This window comes from Flavobacterium sp. 270, assembly GCF_004368785.1.
Taxonomy (GTDB): domain Bacteria; phylum Bacteroidota; class Bacteroidia; order Flavobacteriales; family Flavobacteriaceae; genus Flavobacterium.
Map to the genome: position 1 here is coordinate 1,163,682 of NZ_SODM01000001.1, position 21,575 is coordinate 1,185,256.

Annotated in this window: 22 protein-coding genes; 11 read left to right on the forward strand and 11 right to left on the reverse strand. The window is 32.6% G+C overall.

The window, feature by feature from the left end; genetic code table 11:
- Positions 1–6 precede the first annotated feature (6 nt).
- Positions 7–726, reverse strand: coding sequence for a phosphodiester glycosidase family protein (locus EV144_RS05085; RefSeq protein WP_134146744.1), 720 nt, complete (start codon positions 724–726; stop codon positions 7–9).
- Positions 727–861: 135 nt separating this feature from the next.
- On the opposite strand from EV144_RS05085, the gene EV144_RS05090 reads away from it, so the two are divergent.
- From EV144_RS05090 to EV144_RS05100, 3 genes are all read left to right on the forward strand, one after another.
- Complete coding sequence (locus EV144_RS05090) at positions 862–1,527, forward strand: ABC transporter ATP-binding protein (RefSeq protein WP_134146746.1); 666 nt, start codon at positions 862–864, stop codon at positions 1,525–1,527.
- 51 nt (positions 1,528–1,578) lie between these two features.
- The gene (locus EV144_RS05095) at positions 1,579–2,343 is read left to right on the forward strand and encodes a TIGR02757 family protein (RefSeq protein WP_134146748.1); all 765 of its coding nucleotides are present in this window, start codon (positions 1,579–1,581) and stop codon (positions 2,341–2,343) included.
- A gap of 300 nt (positions 2,344–2,643) precedes the next feature.
- Positions 2,644–3,996 carry a DEAD/DEAH box helicase gene (locus tag EV144_RS05100; RefSeq protein ID WP_134146749.1) on the forward strand — a complete coding sequence of 451 codons (1,353 nt, stop codon included), beginning with the start codon at positions 2,644–2,646 and terminating at the stop codon, positions 3,994–3,996.
- A 153-nt stretch (positions 3,997–4,149) separates the two neighbouring features.
- Here the strand turns inward: EV144_RS05100 and EV144_RS05105 are convergent, their stop codons facing one another.
- Complete coding sequence (locus tag EV144_RS05105) at positions 4,150–5,262, reverse strand: lactonase family protein (protein WP_134146751.1); 1,113 nt, start codon at positions 5,260–5,262, stop codon at positions 4,150–4,152.
- 283 nt (positions 5,263–5,545) lie between these two features.
- Here EV144_RS05105 and EV144_RS05110 point away from each other — a divergent pair, with 283 nt between their 5' ends.
- The 6 genes from EV144_RS05110 (at position 5,546) to EV144_RS05135 (ending at position 11,106) form a co-directional block, all read left to right on the forward strand.
- Positions 5,546–7,474, forward strand: a complete 1,929-nt coding sequence (locus tag EV144_RS05110; RefSeq protein ID WP_134147540.1) for a vWA domain-containing protein — start codon at positions 5,546–5,548, stop codon at positions 7,472–7,474.
- A 103-nt stretch (positions 7,475–7,577) separates the two neighbouring features.
- Entirely contained in the window at positions 7,578–8,828 is a 1,251-nt protein-coding gene (locus EV144_RS05115) for a dihydroorotase (RefSeq protein WP_134146753.1), read from the forward strand.
- A 4-nt stretch (positions 8,829–8,832) separates the two neighbouring features.
- On the forward strand, positions 8,833–9,159 hold the full coding sequence (locus EV144_RS05120; protein ID WP_134146755.1) for a hypothetical protein: 327 nt from the start codon (positions 8,833–8,835) through the stop codon (positions 9,157–9,159).
- A 118-nt stretch (positions 9,160–9,277) separates the two neighbouring features.
- Positions 9,278–9,928, forward strand: coding sequence for an alpha/beta hydrolase (locus EV144_RS05125; RefSeq protein ID WP_134146757.1), 651 nt, complete (start codon positions 9,278–9,280; stop codon positions 9,926–9,928).
- 3 nt (positions 9,929–9,931) lie between these two features.
- The gene (locus tag EV144_RS05130; RefSeq protein ID WP_134146759.1) at positions 9,932–10,522 is read left to right on the forward strand and encodes a hypothetical protein; all 591 of its coding nucleotides are present in this window, start codon (positions 9,932–9,934) and stop codon (positions 10,520–10,522) included.
- A 14-nt stretch (positions 10,523–10,536) separates the two neighbouring features.
- A complete protein-coding gene (locus tag EV144_RS05135; protein WP_134146761.1) occupies positions 10,537–11,106 on the forward strand; it encodes a cysteine hydrolase family protein in 570 nt (189 codons plus the stop codon).
- 145 nt (positions 11,107–11,251) lie between these two features.
- Here EV144_RS05135 and EV144_RS05140 read toward each other — a convergent pair whose 3' ends face one another.
- From EV144_RS05140 to EV144_RS05150, 3 genes are read right to left on the reverse strand one after another with little or no spacing between them, the layout of a single operon-like run.
- On the reverse strand, positions 11,252–11,677 hold the full coding sequence (locus EV144_RS05140; protein ID WP_134146763.1) for a hypothetical protein: 426 nt from the start codon (positions 11,675–11,677) through the stop codon (positions 11,252–11,254).
- Between the two features lie 46 nt (positions 11,678–11,723).
- A complete protein-coding gene (locus EV144_RS05145) occupies positions 11,724–12,227 on the reverse strand; it encodes a hypothetical protein (protein ID WP_134146765.1) in 504 nt (167 codons plus the stop codon).
- 12 nt (positions 12,228–12,239) lie between these two features.
- Positions 12,240–13,004: an MBL fold metallo-hydrolase gene (locus EV144_RS05150; RefSeq protein ID WP_134146767.1), complete on the reverse strand. Its 765-nt coding sequence runs from the start codon at positions 13,002–13,004 to the stop codon at positions 12,240–12,242.
- 90 nt (positions 13,005–13,094) lie between these two features.
- Between EV144_RS05150 and EV144_RS05155 the strand changes: the two genes are divergently transcribed.
- Positions 13,095–14,555: a TonB-dependent receptor gene (locus EV144_RS05155; protein ID WP_134146769.1), complete on the forward strand. Its 1,461-nt coding sequence runs from the start codon at positions 13,095–13,097 to the stop codon at positions 14,553–14,555.
- A 206-nt stretch (positions 14,556–14,761) separates the two neighbouring features.
- Here the strand turns inward: EV144_RS05155 and bcp are convergent, their stop codons facing one another.
- Positions 14,762–15,214 (reverse strand): thioredoxin-dependent thiol peroxidase, encoded by a 453-nt coding sequence (gene bcp, locus EV144_RS05160; protein WP_134146771.1) that lies wholly within the window; start codon positions 15,212–15,214, stop codon positions 14,762–14,764.
- 261 nt (positions 15,215–15,475) lie between these two features.
- Here bcp and EV144_RS05165 point away from each other — a divergent pair, with 261 nt between their 5' ends.
- A complete protein-coding gene (locus tag EV144_RS05165; protein ID WP_134146773.1) occupies positions 15,476–16,126 on the forward strand; it encodes an endonuclease III domain-containing protein in 651 nt (216 codons plus the stop codon).
- 174 nt (positions 16,127–16,300) lie between these two features.
- Here the strand turns inward: EV144_RS05165 and EV144_RS05170 are convergent, their stop codons facing one another.
- The 5 genes from EV144_RS05170 to EV144_RS05185 all read right to left on the reverse strand — a co-directional run bounded on the left by EV144_RS05170 (position 16,301) and on the right by EV144_RS05185 (position 21,566).
- Positions 16,301–17,362, reverse strand: a complete 1,062-nt coding sequence (locus EV144_RS05170) for a tetratricopeptide repeat protein (protein WP_134146775.1) — start codon at positions 17,360–17,362, stop codon at positions 16,301–16,303.
- Between the two features lie 600 nt (positions 17,363–17,962).
- Complete coding sequence (locus EV144_RS24095; RefSeq protein ID WP_166670537.1) at positions 17,963–18,106, reverse strand: hypothetical protein; 144 nt, start codon at positions 18,104–18,106, stop codon at positions 17,963–17,965.
- A gap of 50 nt (positions 18,107–18,156) precedes the next feature.
- Positions 18,157–18,741: an RNA polymerase sigma factor gene (locus EV144_RS05175; protein WP_134146777.1), complete on the reverse strand. Its 585-nt coding sequence runs from the start codon at positions 18,739–18,741 to the stop codon at positions 18,157–18,159.
- Between the two features lie 328 nt (positions 18,742–19,069).
- Complete coding sequence (locus EV144_RS05180) at positions 19,070–19,828, reverse strand: family 16 glycosylhydrolase (RefSeq protein ID WP_134146779.1); 759 nt, start codon at positions 19,826–19,828, stop codon at positions 19,070–19,072.
- 79 nt (positions 19,829–19,907) lie between these two features.
- Positions 19,908–21,566 (reverse strand): family 16 glycosylhydrolase, encoded by a 1,659-nt coding sequence (locus EV144_RS05185; protein WP_134146781.1) that lies wholly within the window; start codon positions 21,564–21,566, stop codon positions 19,908–19,910.
- Between the last annotated feature and the right edge of the window lie 9 nt (positions 21,567–21,575).

The window sequence follows — 21,575 nt, forward strand, 5'->3', positions numbered from 1 at the left end:
CACTTTTTATTTTTTTGTAGTTACTGCAAATAGCACACCAAAATTTCCATCAGTCTGGATCCAGTTTTCAGACGGAACATATGCCCGAGATACAAAACCGTCTAAATATAAGGCATTTCGGCATCCTAAGTCTTTAAAATATTTTGCAAAATCGTAAAAATTAATCTCTTTTTTAGATAAGACAAACAGCACTTTTCCGTTTGGCAGAATTCCAACTCCGTTTCTTATATTCACATTCATTGAACCTTTTTTAAAAGCAGGATGAATCTCATTATCAATCACCAGCATCGGACCAGATTGCGTTGCATATTTAATTTTTCCATCATTTGTAAATTTTTCTGTCGTACAAATTTTAGGAATATTTTCAGTAGTTATATAAAACACACCATTTGGTTTCAAATAAAAATTGCCTGTTGCAGTAGTCGTATCCAAAGGAGATAAAATCTTTTGGTTTTCAATATAAAGTCCTTGAGGCGAATTATCTTGTTTGTACATTCCGCCATTCATTGCAAAATCAAGTTCTAAACCTTTTTTCTCTAGTATAAGTTTTAAATTCTCAATACTTCCAAAATTTTGATTCTTATCATCTTTCCAGAATAATTTCAAGTCTTGTTTTTTCAGATCAACTGTATAAGACAAAAAGAGAGCATCAGAGTATATTTTTGCATTAATAAAAAGCACAAAAAATACCATTGCCAATGTCACAAAACCAATTTTAACCTTCATCGCTTTCTGCACTATTTTCTTATAAATATAAAAGTTTTTTTTCAATAATCCTTTATACCAAAATCTTCATAAAATTTGTCAGAACCCATTCAATATCGACAGAATCTTTGTTTCTTTGTAAAAACAGTTTCATAAATGATACACGCAAAAAATATACATAAATTCTACGATCAGCTTCAAGTTTTAAAAGGAGTTGACTTGCATATTAAAAAAGGAGAAATTGTTTCTATCGTTGGCGCTTCTGGTGCAGGAAAAACAACACTTTTACATATTTTAGGAACGCTGGACAAACCGGCAAAATCAGATACTGAAACTACGCTAACTATAAACGGAGAAAATATATTAGCATTAAACGATAAAGCTTTATCGAAATTTAGAAATTTAAATCTAGGTTTCATTTTTCAATTTCACCAGTTACTGCCAGAATTTACAGCTTTAGAAAACGTGTGTATTCCGGCCTATATTGCAGGAAAAAGCCCATCTGAAACAGAAGCAGAAGCCAAAAAATTATTGAATTTCTTAGGTCTTTCGCACCGTATTGATCATAAACCTAGCGAACTTTCTGGCGGAGAACAACAGCGCGTTGCCGTTGCCAGGGCTTTAATCAACAAACCCGACGTTATTTTTGCCGACGAACCTTCTGGAAATCTGGACACGCTTTCTGCCGAAAATCTACATCAATTATTCTTTCAGCTTCGTGATGAATTCGGTCAGACTTTTGTGATTGTAACCCATAACGAAGAATTAGCCAATATGGCAGATCGAAAATTAGTTATGGTCGACGGCTTAATTAGTAATTAGGAGCTTAATCCTGCTAGGCCTTTACGTAATTCAAGAACTTTCATTTTTATCATGAATCAAAAAGAACTTAAAGAATTTTTAGACGAAAAAGTCATTCAATATAACAATCAGGATTTTATAGAAAGTGATCCTGTGCAGATTCCGCATTTGTTTACTCAAAAAGAAGATGTGGAAATTGCTGGTTTCTTAAGCGCTTCAATAGCGTGGGGAAATCGTAAAATGATCATTAAAAACTCACACCGAATGATGGAATTAATGGGCAACACGCCTTACGATTTTGTTATGTCGCATTCTGATGAAGATTTAGCCAGATTAGAAAATTTTGTACACAGAACCTTCAACGGAAATGATTTTGCAGGTTTTATAAAAGGCCTCCAAAATATCTATAAAAACCACAACGGACTTGAAGCTGTTTTTGCAAAAAATCAGGAAAATGATAGCTTGCAAAAAAGCATTCATGAATTTAAAAAAATCTTTTTTGAAACTGATCATCTTCCCAGAACACAAAAACATATTTCAGATCCCTTAAATAATTCCGCAGCAAAACGCATTAACATGTACCTGCGTTGGATGGTGCGTCAGGATGCAAAAGGCGTAGATTTAGGAATCTGGAAAAGTATTTCTCCCGCAGCATTATCATGTCCGCTTGATGTACATTCTGGAAATGTTGCGCGCAAGCTCGGAATTCTTTCGCGAAAGCAAAATGACGCTAAAGCTTTAGCAGAATTAGATCTTAAACTTAGAGAAATGGACGCGAACGATCCCGTAAAATATGATTTTGCTTTATTTGGATTGGGCGTTTTTGAAGGGTTTTAAATAACTTAAATTCGATTTTTTCTGTTTTTGTTTTCCCTAATCTTGTCATTTCCACGAAGGAGAAATCACACTCGTAACCATAACGATTATCAATTATTTTTGCGGAATCCCGCGTGTGATTTCTCCTTCGTCGAAATGACAAAATTAAGAGAATCATAATTTTCGTGAATTTAAATGCGTGCTTTTCAAACCTTTCAACATTGAATATCAGACAATTAAACATCTAAATTCTTCGAATCATTTGATAATCTAACAAACAAACCGTTATTTTAACGTACATTTGCACAAAATTTAATGTAAATGAGCACTTTCGAACAATTCAATCTTCCAAAATCACTGCAAAAAGCAATCGACGAATTAGGTTTCGTTAAACCTACTCCGATTCAGGAAAAAACTTTTTCTGTGATTATGTCAGGTCGCGATATGATGGGAATTGCACAAACCGGTACCGGTAAAACATTTGCATATTTATTGCCACTTCTTAAATTGTATAAGTTTACCAATACCAATACTCCAAAAATTGTAATTCTGGTTCCAACTCGTGAACTGGTTGTACAAGTTGTAGAAGAAGTTGAAAAACTGACCAAATACATGTCGGTTAAAACTCTTGGTATCTTTGGTGGAGTAAACATCAATACACAGAAAAAAGCTGTTTACGAAGGAATTGATATCTTGGTGGGAACGCCAGGAAGAACAATGGATTTGGCTTTGGACGCCGTTGTTCGTTTTGATGAAACTCAAAAATTAGTAATTGACGAGTTCGACGAAATGCTAAACTTAGGTTTCCGTACGCAATTGACAGCTCTTTTAGCAATGATGAAAGCCAAACGTCAGAATATTTTATTTTCGGCAACAATGACTGACGAAGTTGATGCTGTTTTAAATGACTTTTTTGATTTTCCGGAAGAAGTTACATTGGCCGCATCTGGAACTCCATTAGAAAAAATCACACAAATTACTTATAACGTTCCTAACTTTAATACAAAAGTTAACTTACTGAAACACTTATTACAAACAAACGAAAGCATGGATCGTGTTTTGGTTTTTGTGAATAATAAAAAGATTTCGGATATGCTTCATACACGTATTGAAGAAGATTTTGAAGGTCAGTTTGGAGTTATTCACTCTAACAAATCTCAAAATTATCGTTTGAGTACGATGGCAGAATTTCAGGAAGGAAATTTACGCGGTTTAATTACAACCGATATTATGGCGAGAGGTTTGGATATTTCTAATATTTCGCACGTTATCAACTTTGAACTTCCGGAAGAACCGGAACTTTATATGCACAGAATTGGTCGTACAGGTCGTGCAGATGCAAGCGGAACTGCGATTAGTTTTGTAACTCCTCGTGAGGAAGAATTTAAAATTGAAGCAGAAGTTTTAATGAACACAGAACTTGAAATCACTGATTTCCCAGAAGAAGTTGAAGTTTCAGAAAAACTAATCGAACCAGAGAAAGATCGTCAGCCGATAAAATTCTTAATGAAAAAAGTGAAACTTGATGGTGATGGTGCATTTCACGAAAAAGCTAAAAAGAACAAAAAAGTAAATCTTGGAGGCCCATCAAAAACCAAAAAGAAAACACACGGTTCTGTAAATAGAAATATGTTGAAGACTAGAGATAAGAAGAGAAAAGATAAGGATAAATAGATTTCTTTTTAAGCTTCTAAGGTGCTGAGATTCTGAGTTGCTAAGTTTTTTATTCTCAATATTAAAATATAAAGGCTCAAAGATTAATTCTTTAATCTTTGAGCCTTTATATTTATCTTAGAAGCTTAGCACCTTAGAAGCTTTAAAAAAAAACTATATCTTCGTAAAAACCAAACCAACTGGCGAACACAACTCGATTTTTTTATTGGTATCAGTAAGTTTTCCTGTTGTTTTATCTCTTTTAAAAATAATAATATCATTAGTATATTGATGTCCTACTAAAAGGTAATTTCCTGTAGGGTCAATTGCGAAATCTCTTGGGCCTTTTCCTAAAGTACTTACTTGCTCCACCAATTCTAAACTTCCGGTTTTAAGAATTTTGTAAACCGAAATCGAGTTAGCGTCTACACGGTCAGATACATATAAAAAAGCTCCGTCAGGTGAAATTTTAATCGCTGCTGCACCAGTTCCGCCCTTAAAACCTTTAGGCAAAATACTCGTTTCTGCTACAATTTTCAAGCTTCCGCTTTTATCGTAACTTAAAGTAGTCAAAGTTCCGTCTAATTCCTGAACTAAATACACAAATTTGCCGTCTTTACTAAAAGTCAAATGTCTTGGCCCGCTTCCTTTTTTTACATCAACACTTCCTTTCAGCGTTAAGATTTCATGCGCTGCGCCAGCACTGTACTTATAAATAAAAATTTTATCCAATCCTAAATCATTCGACAATACAAACTTTTTATCTGGAGAAAACATTACCATGTGCACATGAGCCTTTTCCTGACGTGCTGCATTTGGTCCTTTACCTTCATGCTGAATTAATTGTTGTCCTTCCGTAATACTTCCGTCGGCATTTTTCTTAAATACAGCAATGCTTCCGCCAGAATAATTGGCAACAATTACATTTTTATCATCATTAATTAAATGACAAGGATCTGCCCCTAAAGAAGCATTAGAATTTATAGGTTTTAGTTTTCCTGTTTTTGAATCATAACCAAAAGCACTTACAGCACTTTGTGTTCCGTTTTCGTTTACAGCATAAATAAATTTATTATCTGCCGAAACGGATAAATAACTAGGACTCACCACATTTTCTGAAGAATTTTTTAATGTAAATGCGCCAGTCGAGGCATCAAATTCGTAAACGTAAATTCCGTTGCTTTGACATGTGTTTGTATAAGTCCCTACCAGCAGATTAAATTTATTTTGCGCTTGGAGTGATGCACAAGATAAAGCTGAAAAAAGCACTATATATAATCTTTTCATATTTTTTATTATTTTTTTAATATGCTAAAATAGGGAATATTCTTTTTAGCCCCTTTATATTTAGTTACAAATAAAGTTACAATAGTTACATTTTTTAAACCACACTTCATTTTTAAATCATATAAGTTATATAAGTTCATTCTAGTAAAATGAGTAAAAATTTGAAAGCTCGATCTTAATTGAACTTATATAACTTATATGGTTAAAATAAAAAAACAAATTTGTATTTTTGACCAGTATCTTTGTGAAAGGCAAACTTTACGAAGTAAAAATCGAGGCCATAATGCATTTTAAACAACCCGAAATTCTATACTTTCTGTTTTTATTGATTGTTCCTATTTTGGTTCATTTATTTCAATTACGACGCTTTAAAACTTCCTTTTTTACCAATGTCCGCTTCTTAAAAGAACTTGCGGTTCAGACCCGTAAGAGTTCAAAAATCAAAAAACGATTATTATTAGCAACACGTTTATTACTCCTTACGTGTGTTATATTGGCTTTTGCACAACCTTTTTTTGAAGCCAAAGACAGTAAAAATGCAACAAACGAAATGTATATTGTTTTAGACAATTCGTTTAGTATGCAGGCTAAAGGAAAAAAAGGTGAATTGCTAAAACGTGCCGTTCAGGAATTATTAGAAAATACTCCAGAAACTGCTCAATTTTCATTGCTTACCAATACCGAAAACTATTGGAATACTGATATAAAATCATCCAAAAGTGCTTTACAAAACTTAAATTACAGTGCGACTCCGTTTGAGCTTTCATCAATTATGGCAAAAATAAAAGCACACAAATCGGCTCATAAAAAAGACATTGTAATTATTACAGATGCTGTTGGCTTGGCTGAAAAAGATGTCAAAAACATTGATTCTGAAGACAAACCATATTTCATAATTCCAGAAGCAGAACAAAAAAACAATATCGCGATTGATAGTGTTTACATCAATCAGACTTTAGAAAACTTTTACGAAATCAGTGTAAACTTATCGGCTTATGGCGAAGATTTCAAACCTGTTTCGATGGCGCTTTACAATCAAAATAAACTGATTGCCAAAACAATTATCAAGTTTGATGCTAAGAAAAATAAAATCAATTTTACGATTCCAAAAGAAGCATTTCACGGATATGTAACTATTGACGACAATGGTTTGAGTTACGACAACAAACTTTATTTTAGTATTTCGAAAACTAAAAAAACGAATGTAATTAGTATTGGAGATCCTGAAAAAAGTAATTTCTTATCCAGAATTTACACTTCAGCTGAATTTGATTATCATAATTATGCTATCAGCAGTTTAGATTATAATAGCTTAGAAAAACAGAATACTATTATTTTAAATGAATTAGAAGAAGTTCCGCAAGCTTTACAGACCACTTTAAAAGCATTTGTTTCTAAAGGTGGTAATTTAGTTATCATTCCTTCTGGAAAATCTTCGGTTTCTAATCTAAATACTTTTTTAGGCAATTTTGGAAAAATTCAGTTTAAAAATCTTGAAACCAAAAACAAATTGATTACCAAAATCAATTTTGATCATCCGTTGTTTTCTGGTGTTTTTGAAAATAAAATCACGAATTTTCAATACCCAAAAACTAATTCATCATTTGATGTTTTAAGTTCGTATCCTGCGGTTTTATCATATGATGATCAAACGCCGTTTGTAACTGCAATTCAAAATCCAGTTTCTGGAATTACCGTTTTTACTGCGCCAATAAATGCAGTAAATTCAAACTTTCAGCAATCGCCGTTGATTGTACCCCTTTTCTATAAAATGGGACAGAACAATCAAAAAACAGGTGTAAATGCATTGACAATTGGCAATAATCAACCTTATTTTGTGGATGTTTTATTGACTAAAGATGCTATTTTGGAAGTAAAAGGAAATGATGATTCTTTTATTCCGATTCAACAAATATTAAATAATAAAGTCAAATTAACATTTAATGATTTTCCTGAAACGGCTGGAAATTACAGCGTTTTTGATAAAAAAGAATGGGTAGAAAACCTAAGTTTCAATTATAACCGAAGCGAAAGTGATTTAAGCCAAGTCAATACAAATGTTGTTTCTGATTTTAAAACCGCCGATACTATTTCTACTATATTTAATACGCTGCAAACTGAGCGAACCGACAGCCAAATTTGGAAATGGTTTGTTATCTTTGCACTGTTATTTTTAGCATTAGAAATGGCAATTATAAAATTTGTAAAATAGTTTTTACCATTAAGAGTACTAAGCTTTTCCTTTATTAACTTAATTACTTAATGGTTTAAGAAAATTAAGATTAATGTTTCAATTAAAATAAATTTCTCTATATATGAAAATAATCATCAAAAGCGCCAAAATTATCGACTCTCAAAGTCCGTTTCACAATCAGACCGTTGATCTTTTAATTGCAGATGGTTTAATCGAAAAAATTGGGGTTTCACTTCCTAATGACGATGCAGAAATAGTACGTTTTGATGATCTTCATGTTTCTCAAGGCTGGTTTGACAGCAGTGTTTCTTTTGGAGAACCTGGTTACGAAGACAGAGAAACTATTGCAAACGGATTGAATGTGGCTGCAAAAAGCGGTTTTACCGCAGTAGGTTTACAACCTAACTCCTTCCCTGTTATCGACAACCAATCTCAGGTAAATTTTGTAAAAAACAAAGCAAATGGTTTTGCAACCGAAATTTTTCCTATTGGAGCTTTGACAAAAGCCAGCGAAGGAAAAGATATGGCTGAACTTTTTGACATGAAAAAAGCCGGAGCAATTGCTTTTGGAGATTACAATAAAAGTCTTGACAATGCCAATCTGCTTAAAATTGCTTTGCAATACGTACAGGATTTTGATGGTTTGGTAATTGTTTATTCGCAAGATCCAAACATTAAAGGAAATGGTGTTGCCAATGAAGGAATTGTTTCTACAAGATTAGGACTTAAAGGAATTCCGAATCTAGCTGAGGAACTGCAAATATCCAGAAACTTATTTTTATTAGAATATACGGGAGGAAAACTTCATATTCCGACAATTTCTACAGCCAAATCGGTTCAATTGATTAGAGAAGCTAAAGCGAAAGGTTTAAATCTTACCTGTAGCGCTGCTGTTCATCATTTGGTTTTGACTGATGAAAAATTAGACGGTTTTGATACTCGTTTTAAAGTTACGCCGCCGTTACGTACCGAAGTTGACAGACAAGCTTTATTAAACGGAATTGCTGATGGAACTATCGATATGATTACTTCAGATCATAATCCGATTGATATTGAATTTAAAAAAATGGAATTTGATACGGCTAAAAACGGAACTATTGGACTTGAAAGTGCTTTTGGAGCTTTATTAACGGTTTTACCATTAGAAACTGTAATTGCAAAATTAACTTCTGGAAAAGCGGTTTTTGGTCTTGAAAATAATACTATTGAAGAAGGTGCAAAAGCTAATTTTACATTTTTTACACCAGAAGGAAAATCAACTTTTACGAAAGAAAATATTCTTTCAAAATCTAAAAATTCTGCTTTTTTAGGAACTGAAATTAAAGGTTCGGTTTATGGAATTTTGAATCAAAATCAACTTGTTACTAAATAATAAAATGAATAATACAATCGACGAAGGCAAATCTATTGCAATCACCAGTTATATTTTAATCGTTGGCGTATTGATTGCTATGTCAATGAACTCTGAAAACAAAAATTCCTTTGCTTCATTTCATATTCGTCAGGCTTTAGGACTATCGCTTACTTTTATTTCTTTTGGAGCGCTGACCAGCAATTTTGACAGCTTTTTTATCACGTTTCCAATGTGGATTTGTGTTTCTATTTTGTGGGGTTATGGCATTTTTAGTGCTATTCAAGGTCAAACTAGACCAATTCCTTTGGTTGGTGGATTATTTCAGAAATGGTTTAAAAGTATCGGATAGATCAATTTCAAATTTTTAAATTCCAAATTCCAACTCGATAACTTTGTCAAAGTTTAAAACTTTGACAAAGTTCAGCTAAACCTAACAACTCTTAACTTATAACTCATCATTTCCGGCAATGAATCTATCTTTAGAATATAAAATACAAGCACCAAAAGTAATCTTAGACAAAAATCCCGTTTTGCTTTTATTACACGGTTATGGAAGTAACGAAGCTGATTTATTTTCGTTTGCTACAGAACTTCCAGATAACTATTATATCATTTCTGCGAGAGCGCCTTATGATTTGCAATACGGAGCTTATGCTTGGTACGCTATCAATTTTGATGCTGATCAAAACAAATTTTCAGATAACGAACAAGCTAAAAGTTCACGTGATTTAATCGCAAAATTTATTGACGAATTAGTTGCTAATTATCCTATTGATGCTAATAATGTTACTTTAGTTGGTTTTAGCCAAGGTTCTATTTTAAGTTATTCCGTTGCGCTTTCTTATCCTGAAAAAATACAGCGAGTAGTCGCAATGAGCGGTTATTTTAATGAAGAAATTATTAAAGAAGGTTTTGAAAATAATGATTTTTCAAACTTGAGAATCTTCGCTTCTCACGGAACTGTAGATCAGGTTATTCCGGTTGATTGGGCTAGAAAAACACCTGCTATTTTAGAGAAATTGAATATTCCGGTAGTTTATAAAGAATATCCTGTTGGCCATGGAGTTGCGCCACAAAATTTCTTTGATTTTAAAAATTGGCTGGAAAAACATAATTAAATTATGAAATCATTATTATCTATTTTTTTTCTTTTACAAGTATCATTTTGTTTTTCTCAGACTTATTATGGTCAAATTATTAATAAAGAGAATGATACTTTAAATGTACAGATTTCGATAAAAGGAAATATGATTTTTAAAAATAATAAAATATTATCTCTTCAAGAAAAAATCACGGTTATAGAAAATGGAACTTCAAAAGATTATTATCCAAAAGATCTAAAATCTTTTAAGATTAAAATGGAAGATAAAAAAGCTGTGACATATGACAATATTAATGATAGCATTTTCGGAGAAAGATGGTATTCGAAAAAAGTAAAGCTTTATTATACGCTTATAAAAGTTGAAACAAGGCAAAGTCCTTATTTTGCTATATATAGAGTGTTTTTGATTAAAAAACCTGGTCAGGAAAAAGTAACTAACTTAATTCCAAATGGGTTTAGCAGGTTAATTACACAAAAAGAAATGTTAGAAAAATTTACTGACTGCCCTATCTTATATGATAAAATCAAAACTGATGAAATTAAAATTAAAAATGAGGATGCATTAGTAAATTTTATTATTGATTACGAGAAAAATTGTTTTAGCAATTAAAAAATCTATTAAAAATGAGCTTTACAAAACTTGATAATCCCGCATTAATTTTAATTGATATTCAAAAAGGATTTCTTGATACTTCATATTGGGGCGGAGATAGAAATAATACAAATGCTGAAGAAAAAGCCGGAGAACTTCTGAAAATATGGAGAAGTAAAAACCTTCCGATTTTTCATGTTCAGCATTGTTCTTCTAATCCAAATTCAATTTTAAATGAAACTCACGCTGGAAATGATTTTCAAGATGTTGTAAAACCTCTACAAGGTGAAATCATCATTAAAAAGAATGTAAACAGTGCTTTTATCGGAACGAACTTAAAAGAGTTATTGGATAATGCTAAAATTACAAATCTTGTTATTATAGGTTTAACAACAGATCATTGTATTTCTACAACTACAAGAATGGCAGGAAACTTTGGTTATAATGTTTATTTGGTTTCTGATGCTACAGCAACTTTCAACAAAAAAGGAATAAATGGCGAAAATTTCTCTGCAGAAATAATTCACCAAACAGCTTTAGCAAGTTTAAATGAAGAATTTGCTACAGTTGTAACTACTGACTTTATCAAAGATATTATTTAGTTTCTCTGTCTTTGTCACAATAAAAATGATTTTTCTCTCGCAGATTTAGCAGATCAAGCAGATAAAAAAATCCCGCAAAATCTGCCAGATCTGCGAGAACCAAAATTGGAATTTGGAATTTTAAAAAATTGGAATTTCACTAAACTTATTGTCCAGTGTAAATAATCTTTCCAGCTTTCTTTAAAACATAACCTTTCCAAGGAATTAGCTGTAAATCATCTTTTATCCAAGAATCGCCTTCGGATTTTCTTTCTAAAGTGATGGATTCTTTTTGAGTATCGAGAAAAAGTTCGGCTTTGTTTCCATCAAAAATTACATATGCAACTGTTGTATAAGTTTTACCATCTTCGGCGTGAGTTAATTTCGTTCCGATTTCAAAAAGTCGAACGCATTCTTTTTTGAGAATTGACCACGTATAACCTGCTGAACCTTTGCATCCGTGTGCATCTGCATCTCCGCCTACAAGTTTTGGTTTGGCTTCTTCTTTTATCGTTTTAGTTTCCTGAGAAACCTTTTTCGCGCAGGAAAAAGAAAGTGTGATAAGAATCGAAAATAAAATTAGCTTTTTCATAGTCCTATTTAAATTTTAAAGGCAAAAAAAAATAGGATTTAAAATCCTATTTTTGATACAACCAAGTTTGATTTACTTCAAATGTAATATTTTCATCCATATCAACAAAGTATTTTAACAAGACTTCTCCCCATAATTCTCCGTTGCTGTAATCTGCAATGATCCATCTGTGGTTTAAAATTTTTATTTTATTGATGATAAATTTGTTCGCCCCTATTTGGTCTTGTCCTGTATATGGATTCCCTTTTGGATTTGAGTTTAGGTCTAATAATTTTTCGGTTACAACCGGAATCAGTTTTTCATACAAAATCACTTTTCCTCCGGAAGCGCTGTTATCAAAATAATCTTGTGCTTTTTCATTATGTTCTAAAGAAAAATAATCTGCGTCTGCTAATTTAGTCGCAACTAAATTTATACTGTCTCTTAGCTTTTTGGTTGTTTTCTCATATCTTTCTTCGCCAAATTTTACTTCGCGACTGTAAAACATATAAGTAAAAACATTCATTAATATCGCAAGGATAAAAAGATAAAGCATTAAGGATTTTTTCATTTTATAATATAATTAAATTGTAATTTCTAAATTATCGTAAGCCAAAAAGACGTTTTTAGGAAGTTGTTTCTGTACTTCTTCATGAAAACCTAAAACATGGCTGATGTGCGTAAGATACGCCACTTCTGGTTTGACTAAATCTATAAAATCTAAAGCTTCCTGCAAATTAAAATGTGTATCATGCGGTTCTACACGTAAAGCGTTTACAACTAAAACTTTTAAGTTTTTAAGCTTACTCACTTCCGTTTCGTGTATTGTTTTTACATCAGTCAAATAAGCAAAATCATCGATTCTGTACCCAAAAACCTGCAAATCTCCGTGCATTACATTTACCGGAATTGCTGTTTTATCTCCAACGGCAAAAGGTTCATCATTTTTTACTTCGATTGTTTTTACGCTTGGTGCGCCGGGATATTTGTTTACGGTTTCAAAAACATATTCAAAACGACGTCTAAGATTATCTATTACACGCTGATGTGCATAAACAGGAATTTCGCCCTGTCTGAAATTAAACGGACGAATATCGTCTAAACCGGCAGTATGATCTGCATGTTCGTGTGTAAATAAAATTGCGTCAAGTTTTCTGCATCCGCAAGACAACATTTGCTGTCTGAAATCTGGACCGCAATCGATAACATACGAATGATCGTCCCACGTAATCCAGATAGAAACGCGCAGCCTTTTGTCCTTAGCATCAGTGCTTTTACAAACAGGATGATCGACCCCGATAATTGGGATGCCTTGAGAAGTACCGGTACCTAAAAAATAGATCTTCAATTGGAGTTAATTTTTTTACAAAAATAGGATTATTTCTCTTTCATTAGAAGCCTAATTTGCTAACTTTGTAACAAATCTATTTAAAATAAAATGGGTACAGAAATAAAACTCAAAGGTGACAAGGTCATCGAACAGATTCCTTCTATAAAAGACAAAGCGTTACGCATTAATTTAAACGAGAACATCTACGGAACATTTGCTGAAATTGGCGCTGGACAAGAGACAGTTAGGCATTTTTTTAGATCTGGAGGTTCATCGGGAACAATTGCAAAAGCTATGTCTGCCTATGATAAAGATTTTAGTGATGCGGTTTACGGAATTGAAGGTGACGGTAGATATGTGACCGAAAACCGTCTTAAAAAAATGTTGACTTTTGAGGGAGAATTGATCGAAGAGCGTTTAAGCCGCGAGAAACATCCTAATAAACTTTTCTTTAGTTACGCCAATACTGTTGCAACAATAGATTTTGCAAAACAATTTAAAGGTCACGGCTGGGTTGGAATCCGATACCAAATTGAACCAGACGAAGCGTATAACGAAATTATTCTTCACATTCGTTTTAAAGAAACTGACGCTAGACTTCAACAAGAAACACTTGGAATTTTAGGTGTAAACTTAATTTACGGTGCTTTTTACAAATACAACGATCCAAAACGATTACTTCGTTATTTATACGATCACTTAGATAAAGACCAATTAGAAATCGATACGATTAACTTCTCAGGACCTCGTTTTGCAGATGTTGATAACCGTTTGATGAGTTTACAATTGGTTAAAAACGGAATGACTGATGCCGTAATGTTTAATCCGGAAGGAAAAAACATTCTGCCTGCAGCTATTTTGTACAAAAAAAACCTTTTGGCTTTAAGAGGAAGTTTTCGTCCGGTTACGAAAGTAAACATGGATATGTATGAGAAATCATTGAAAATGTTCCTTGACGAAAATAAAGTTGAAAAAGAAAATACTTTGGTGGTTTTTGAAATCACGCTTTCGAATTTACGTTCGGATGGTGAAATTGACGAACGTGACTTTATGGACAGAGCTGAGTTGCTTTGTTCTCTTGGTCAAACTGTTATGATTTCCAATTTCCAGGAATATTATAAAGTTGTTGAATATTTTGCTAATTATACCAAAGCGCGTATGGGATTGGCAATGGGTGTAAATAACTTAGTTGATATTTTTGATGAGAAATATTACCGTCACTTAAGTGGTGGAATTCTTGAAGCGTTTGGAAAATTATTCTACCGCGATATGAAAGTTTTCTTGTATCCGATGTTGGATGAAGATGGTGTTCTTATGAATTCTAGTAACTTAAAAGTGCATCCGAGAATGAAAGAATTATACAAATTCTTTAAATTTAACGGAAAAGTGGTTGACGTTGTAGATTACGATCCGCATAATTTAGAAGTTTTCTCTCGCGAGGTATTAAAAATGATCAGTCAGGGAAAACCGGGATGGGAACCAATGCTTCCGCCGGGTATCGCCGAAATTATAAAAGAACATCATTTATTTGGTTATCATCCTGAAAAGGAATTGAATCAGACTAATTAGATTAATTAGACAATTTAGATAATTTTAAATAATTAGATATTAAAAAAAATCCCTAAAAGAAAGAGTTTCTTTTAGGGATTTTTTAATGATTTTAGTTTTCATTTTATATGTCAGGCTGAGCGAAGTCGAAGCCCAGCTCGATGCCCTTCGACTTCGCTCAGGGTGACAACTTGAAACCTGAAACAAAGAACACTTGAAACAAAAAACTATTTCAAAATCTGCGCAGCGTGCTCTTTTGTTTTTACTTTTTCGATTACTTCATCAATAATTCCGTTTTCGTCGATTACGAAAGTTGTTCTGTTGATTCCGTCGTATTCTCTTCCCATGAACTTTTTAGGTCCCCAAACTCCAAATGCATTGATTACGGTTTTGTCTTCGTCGGCTATTAACGGAAAAGGAAATTCGTATTTGTCTTTAAATTTCCCTTGTGCTTTCTGACTATCAGCGCTAACTCCAAGAAGTTCGTAATTATTCGCTTTAAAACGCTCAAAATTATCTCTTAAATCACATGCTTCTGCCGTACAGCCCGGCGTGCTTGCTTTTGGATAAAAGAAAACTACTAATTTTTTTCCTGCGTAATCTGCTAATTTATGTGTGTTTCCGTCTTGATCTGTTCCTGAGAAATTTGGTGCTTTATCTCCTTTTTTTAGTGTAATCATATTTTTATTTTAGATTTTAGATTGTTGATTTTAGATTCCTGCAAGGTTTTTAAAACCTTGCAGGTATTATTTTTATAAACAATGATAACATTTTATCATGCTTAGTGTTTACTTTGAACTTAGATTATACCTACAAGGTTTTGTCCCGAAGTCTCGGGATTGCAGGAGAGCGAATTGTTAAACTTATAATTTATAACTCCTAATTTACAACTCTTAACTCTTAACTTAATTCACTATTTTTACGGGATTAAAATTACGGAAATGAATAAAGAAGCTCGCGTACAATTTGTTATAAATACGTTAAAAGAACTCTACCCTACTATACCTATTCCTCTTGATCATAAAGATCCTTATACTTTACTAATTGCTGTTTTACTTTCTGCGCAATGTACAGATGTTCGTGTAAATCAGATTACACCTTTACTTTTTGCTAAGGCTGATAATCCGTATGATATGATTAAAATGTCGGTGGAAGAAATCAAGGAAATTATTCGCCCTTGCGGATTGTCTCCAATGAAATCTAAGGGAATTCATGGTTTATCGCATATTTTAATTGATAAACATGACGGAAAGGTTCCGCAAAGTTTTGAAGCTCTTGAAGAATTACCTGCTGTTGGTCATAAAACAGCGAGTGTTGTTATGTCACAAGCTTTTGGAGTTCCAGCGTTTCCGGTTGATACACATATTCATAGATTGATGTACAGATGGAATCTTTCAAACGGAAAAAATGTGGTTCAAACAGAAAAAGATGCCAAAAGGTTATTTCCAAAAGAAACCTGGAATGATTTACACCTTCAGATGATCTGGTACGGTCGTGAATATTCGCCTGCACGAGGCTGGAGTTTAGAAAAAGATATTATCACCAGAACAATCGGAAAAAAATCTATTATTGAGGAAATGACGAAAGTTTAGAGTTTAGAGTTTGCATAAAATTGGCGCAGCCAATTTTGATATAAATAAGAAAGCCGAAGATTTATCTTCGGCTTTCTTATTTATAAAGTTTATTTCTTAGCACCTTAGAACCTCAGCACCTCAAAAAAACCTCAGCACCTTTGGAACTTAGAACCTTTGAACCTCAAAAAAAACCTACATCCCTGCTTTCAGAGAATTATATTCTGCTGTCATATCAAGAGATCTATAAATTCCTAGAAGTGTTTTTGTTGCTTCTCCATTTTTAGGTTCTATAGTCAGTGCTTTTTTAAGATACGGAATTGCACTTCTCGTTATATCATCTTTTCTTGCAGTTAATTTATCATATTCCTGCATTTCTTTTTTGCTGTTTCCTAAAGCATCTATCTGCTCTACTAAAGCTTTCTTAGATTGCAATTTTGCATAAGCAAGATTAATGTAAGCATCCAGGCAATTAGGATCCATCTCTAAAATCGAATTATAAGTTGCTTCTGCTTTTGGTAAGTCATTTTTTTCTAAATAAGAATACGCCAGGTTTTTGTTTACTTCCATTTTTTTAGAAGGAACAGACTCGGTTCTAGGTTTTTCATAAAGTCCAGTCTCGATAGCAGCTTGTCTCGCTTTAGGAGAAATAAAAAGATCTTCTTCTTTTGATTTTTTATTTGTCGCAAAGTAAAGAACGCCTTTTCCTGAGAAGTTAATTTTTTTAAGATGCTCGTAATACTTAATTGCCGAGTCAAAATCTTTTGCGTTTAAAGATGCGGCAGCGGCGTTAAATAAGTTAAGTGTATCTTTTTTGTCAAACAAATAAACCTTATAACTTTTTTCTGCGCTTTCTTTATATTTTCCAGCCCTAAAATCGTCCATTGCACCATTTACAAGGCTTGATTTCATTTGTTTTAATGCAATATTTGCTTTTATACTCGACTTAAATTTACCTGATTCATTTTCGTATAAAATTACATCCTGATAGGACTGAGATGCCAGCGTAAAGTTATTAGCTGCATCAATATTTTTAGTCGCTAAATCTTTTAATACATTTCCTTTTAAGAAATAGAAATCAGATTTATCTTCATCTGGTGCATTAAGAATAAGGTATTCGGTTTTGGTTAAAATTCCGATTGCATCCTGAGAGTTTCCTTTTTCGAAAGCATTTTGTGCTTCTTTTATTTGTTCTTTTTGTGAATATACACTAACGTTTACCAATAGTATTGATAAGATTATATATTTTATGTTCATAATAGATTAAGTTTGATTGTTGAAATAGATTTTTGGGTTTTATCTTTTACGCAATTTTTGAGTAACTGCACTGATTTCTAAATCTTTTATAAGATTTAAAATTTCATCAAACTGAACATTAATTAGAGTAGTTTTTTATCATATTAAATAATTTATTGGTTAAACTTCATTTTTTCTCTTTCTCAATTATACCTACAAATAAATACCTTTTTAACAATATTTACATTATAAATATCTTTTTAATTATTATTTTTTAAAAACAACATAATTATTTACCTAAAATAAAATTAAAAATCGAATACACAAATAAAATAACGGTATTTTTTCTATAAAACTTATTGTTTTAAATATCATAAACAATAACTTACTAAATATCAATATTAAACGATATTATTATTACAAAATGATTGTTGGAGAAAAATGAGCATAAAAACTATGATTACGTTTCTGCTTTCTTTGAAGTAATAAATTTAGGTTTTAAAAATAACCTAAATAAAAAACTCACTATCTGTATTTGCATACAAATAGTGAGCTCTTAAACCAAAACGACCATTTGGTTTTCTTTTGAAATAAACATCCGACAAAAAGTAGTGGGGCTGTTTAATTAGCTATAATTTCAAAACTCTTATCTTCAATTTTCACAACCTTTAACGCTTGTGAATAATTTAGTAAAAAAGAAACAACTTCTTTTTTAGGTTTTAAATCTTTAGAAGCTAATGCTTTTTTAGAGTAAATTTTCGCCATACTTTCAAAATGTTTTATACTAGTATAACGAGGTATTATCTAAAATAGTATTAGTTGGTTAAAATAATTTGATGTTTGTCAATTATTTTTCTTAAATTCATTAGCGCATAACGCATTCTGCCCAATGCTGTATTGATGCTAACACCTGTAAGTTCTGAGATTTCTTTGAAACTCATATCCTGATACATGCGCATTACTAATACTTCTTTTTGATCTTCCGGAAGTTCTTCGATGATTTTTTTAAGATCAACTTCTACCTGATCTACAATCATTTTATTTTCGATAGTTAAAGAATCGTCAGACATGATAGAGAAGATCGAAAATTCTTCGGTTTCTCTATACATGGGCATTTTTTTGGTTTTGCGAAAGTGGTCTACAATTAAGTTGTGAGAAATACGCATAACCCAAGGGAGGAATTTACCTTCTTCATTATAAGAGTTGCTTTTTAAAGTTTTAATTACTTTAATGAAGGTATCCTGGAAAATATCATTTGAAATATCTCTATCTGAAATCTTCGAATATATGAAACCATATATCTTAGATTCGTGTCTCTTTATTAATGTTGCTAAAGCACTTTCGTTGCCGTCAACATAATTTTTAACTAATAGAGCGTCTGGAATATGCAGATCAGCCATAGTACTACTTTTTTAGTTTCTGTTTTAAAATTTGGAGTAATTTTTTCTAAAAAGTAGTTTTGTGATATAGGCGTATCTTTTGAGTTATGTTAATATTGTGACCAAATTTAACAAATTAATATTTTAAAAAGCAAATAAAATGAATAATAATTGATACTAAAACATTAATTAATGTCAATTAAACTTAAACTTTACATTAAATATACTAAAATAATTCAAATTACAGTATATTTTTACAATAAAAAAATAGACATAAATAACTTACAACTAAGCAATTAAATAGCATTTATGTCTATTTTGAATTTATTTCTTAAAATTTTTCATTTTTTTATTGATACACGCGTACGTAATCAACATAATATTTTTGAGGCAGTACTTTATCATCTACGTCTGGTCCGCCAAAATTTCCTCCAATAGCTAAATTTATTAGAATGTAAAATGGCTTATTAAATGGCCAAGTATCGTCATTTTTAACTGGTGGATTGAAGGTATAAACTAATGTTTTATCTACAAAAAATTCAATTTTGTCTTTGTCCCATTCTATTGCATATACGTGATAACCTTCTTCGATTTTTGGAAATGCTGTTCTTTTTGTATTAATTGTATTTCCGTGGCTGTCTTGTGTATGCAGGGTTGTGTAAACCATATGCGGATCTCTGCCTATGTATTCTAAGATGTCAATTTCTCCTGTTTTTGGCCATTTTACCTCATCAATATTAGCTCCCAGCATCCAGAATGCCGGCCATAAACCATGACCAACGGGTAGTTTTGCTCTGGCTTCTATTCTACCGTACAGGAATTCTTTTTTCCCTTTTGTAGTAATTTTGGTCGAGGTGTATTTTTCTCCTTCTTTACGGGCTTCTATTACCAGATTTCCATCTTTAAATTCATGGTTGGTTGTGGTGTAAATCTGCCTTTCGTTATTTCCCCAGCCGCATAGATTTGGACATCCATCGCCTAGTTCAAAATTCCAAAAAGATTCGTTTAAACTTTTTTTATTAAAGTTTTCTTCCCAAACTAGTTTTCTTTTTTGCTGCTGTGCAAAGCAAAAACTGCTTATCATTAATACTATAAATATTTTTTTCATAGTGTTGTTACGTTTTCTAAAATCAAGAAGGCCAGCCGAAACTGACCTTCTATCTTCATTGTTACTAATTAATCTAACCTTATTGATATACTTTTACATAATCAATCTCCATAGAAGATTGTGCAAATGCAGGATCAATAGTACCGCCAAAATTACCTCCCATTGCTACATTCAAAATTAAGAAGAAGTCTTTGTTAAAAGGTAAAGTTGCATCATTAGGAACGGAATGAATTAACTCATCATCTACATAAATTTTTAGTGCTTCCGGACTCCAGATTGTTTTATAGATATGGAATTCTGTAGAAACATTTGCTATTGTTTTAGAACCTGTATTGGCGCTTCCTCCTGAGTGTCCAGGATAATGAAGTGTGCCGTGTATTAGGTTTTGGCTGTTTCCAACGTGCTCCATAATATCTATTTCTCCACAAGAAGGCCAAGCGTTTGTTGCATAATTTGCTCCCAGCATCCAGATAGCCGGCCATGTTCCGCCGCCAATTGGCAGTTTGGCACGCACCTCAACTTTACCATAAGTAAAAGCATATTTACCTTCTGATTTAAGTCTTGCCGAAGAATAATTAGATCCTCCAGATGCTTCTTTTTTAGCCGTAATTTTAAGCATGCCGCCTTGTACAATTACATTTGTTGCCGAGTTGGTATAATTTTGTTGTTCGTTATTACCAAAACCTCCGTTTCCTAAATCATAACCCCATTTAGCTGGGTCTGGTGCGCCATCTGTATTAAAATCATCTGACCAAACTAACTTTGTATAATCTGTTGTTCCGGTATTTTGATTTGGTTTTACAGTTGTAAAAGTATGGTACCATGCCAATGCCGGATTACCTCCCATTACTGCTCTTACGGTCATTCTGTTTTCTGTAATCGATAAGATTTCATAAGAACTTTGTCCGATATAATACCCCATAAATCCTCCGTCTGAGAAATTCATTGTAGTTCCTCTTGTTTGCTCAGCGTGTTTTGGATTTGCCATTACAACTGATTCAGATGGACTTAATAAAACCGTTTTAACTCCTTTTGCGTTATAAGCCACACAACCATCTTCTGTTAGAGTTGCTCCTGCTACGCTTGCAAAATCTTTATTAAAGAATGTTGCACCGCCGTTATCCAATTCATATTTCAACTGATCTCCAACAAGAGAAAAAGTTAATACATTTTCGTATAAACAGCTGCTTGATGGCGAACCTGCTTTTTCGAAAGGTGTTGCTCTGTAATAATCCGGAATGAAATTTTTCTCCGCATTACCATCATTTGGTCCAACTCCTAAATGTCCAACTTCTGATGCTGCCCAATACCATTTTTTAGATGTTCCGCCAGTTAACAGTTGTACTGCCTGATCGTCACTAAAGTTACTTTTTACTGTAACCTCTATAGTGGCAACACTTGCTACACCACCTTTTCCAGAAGCCATTACGGTTACTGTATAGGTATTTACTCCCGTTTTGGTAAAACGTTTTGTAGTTATTCCGTTTGGAGCATTATCTGTGGTTCCGTCGGTATATACATATTTGTATGATATAGCATTGTCTGCTTTGGCAGTAAATTTTACTGTTCCAGATCCGTCTCCGGTTGGATCTCCGGCTGTTTTACCTATGATTTCTGCAGTTACCTGAAGATTGGAAGGTGAATCGATTGCACCGAATGTAAAATCGTCTTTTTGACAACCCATCATCAAGAGAATCGTAAATAAGGATACTATTTTTATAATTATTTTTTTGCTCATGATTTCTTC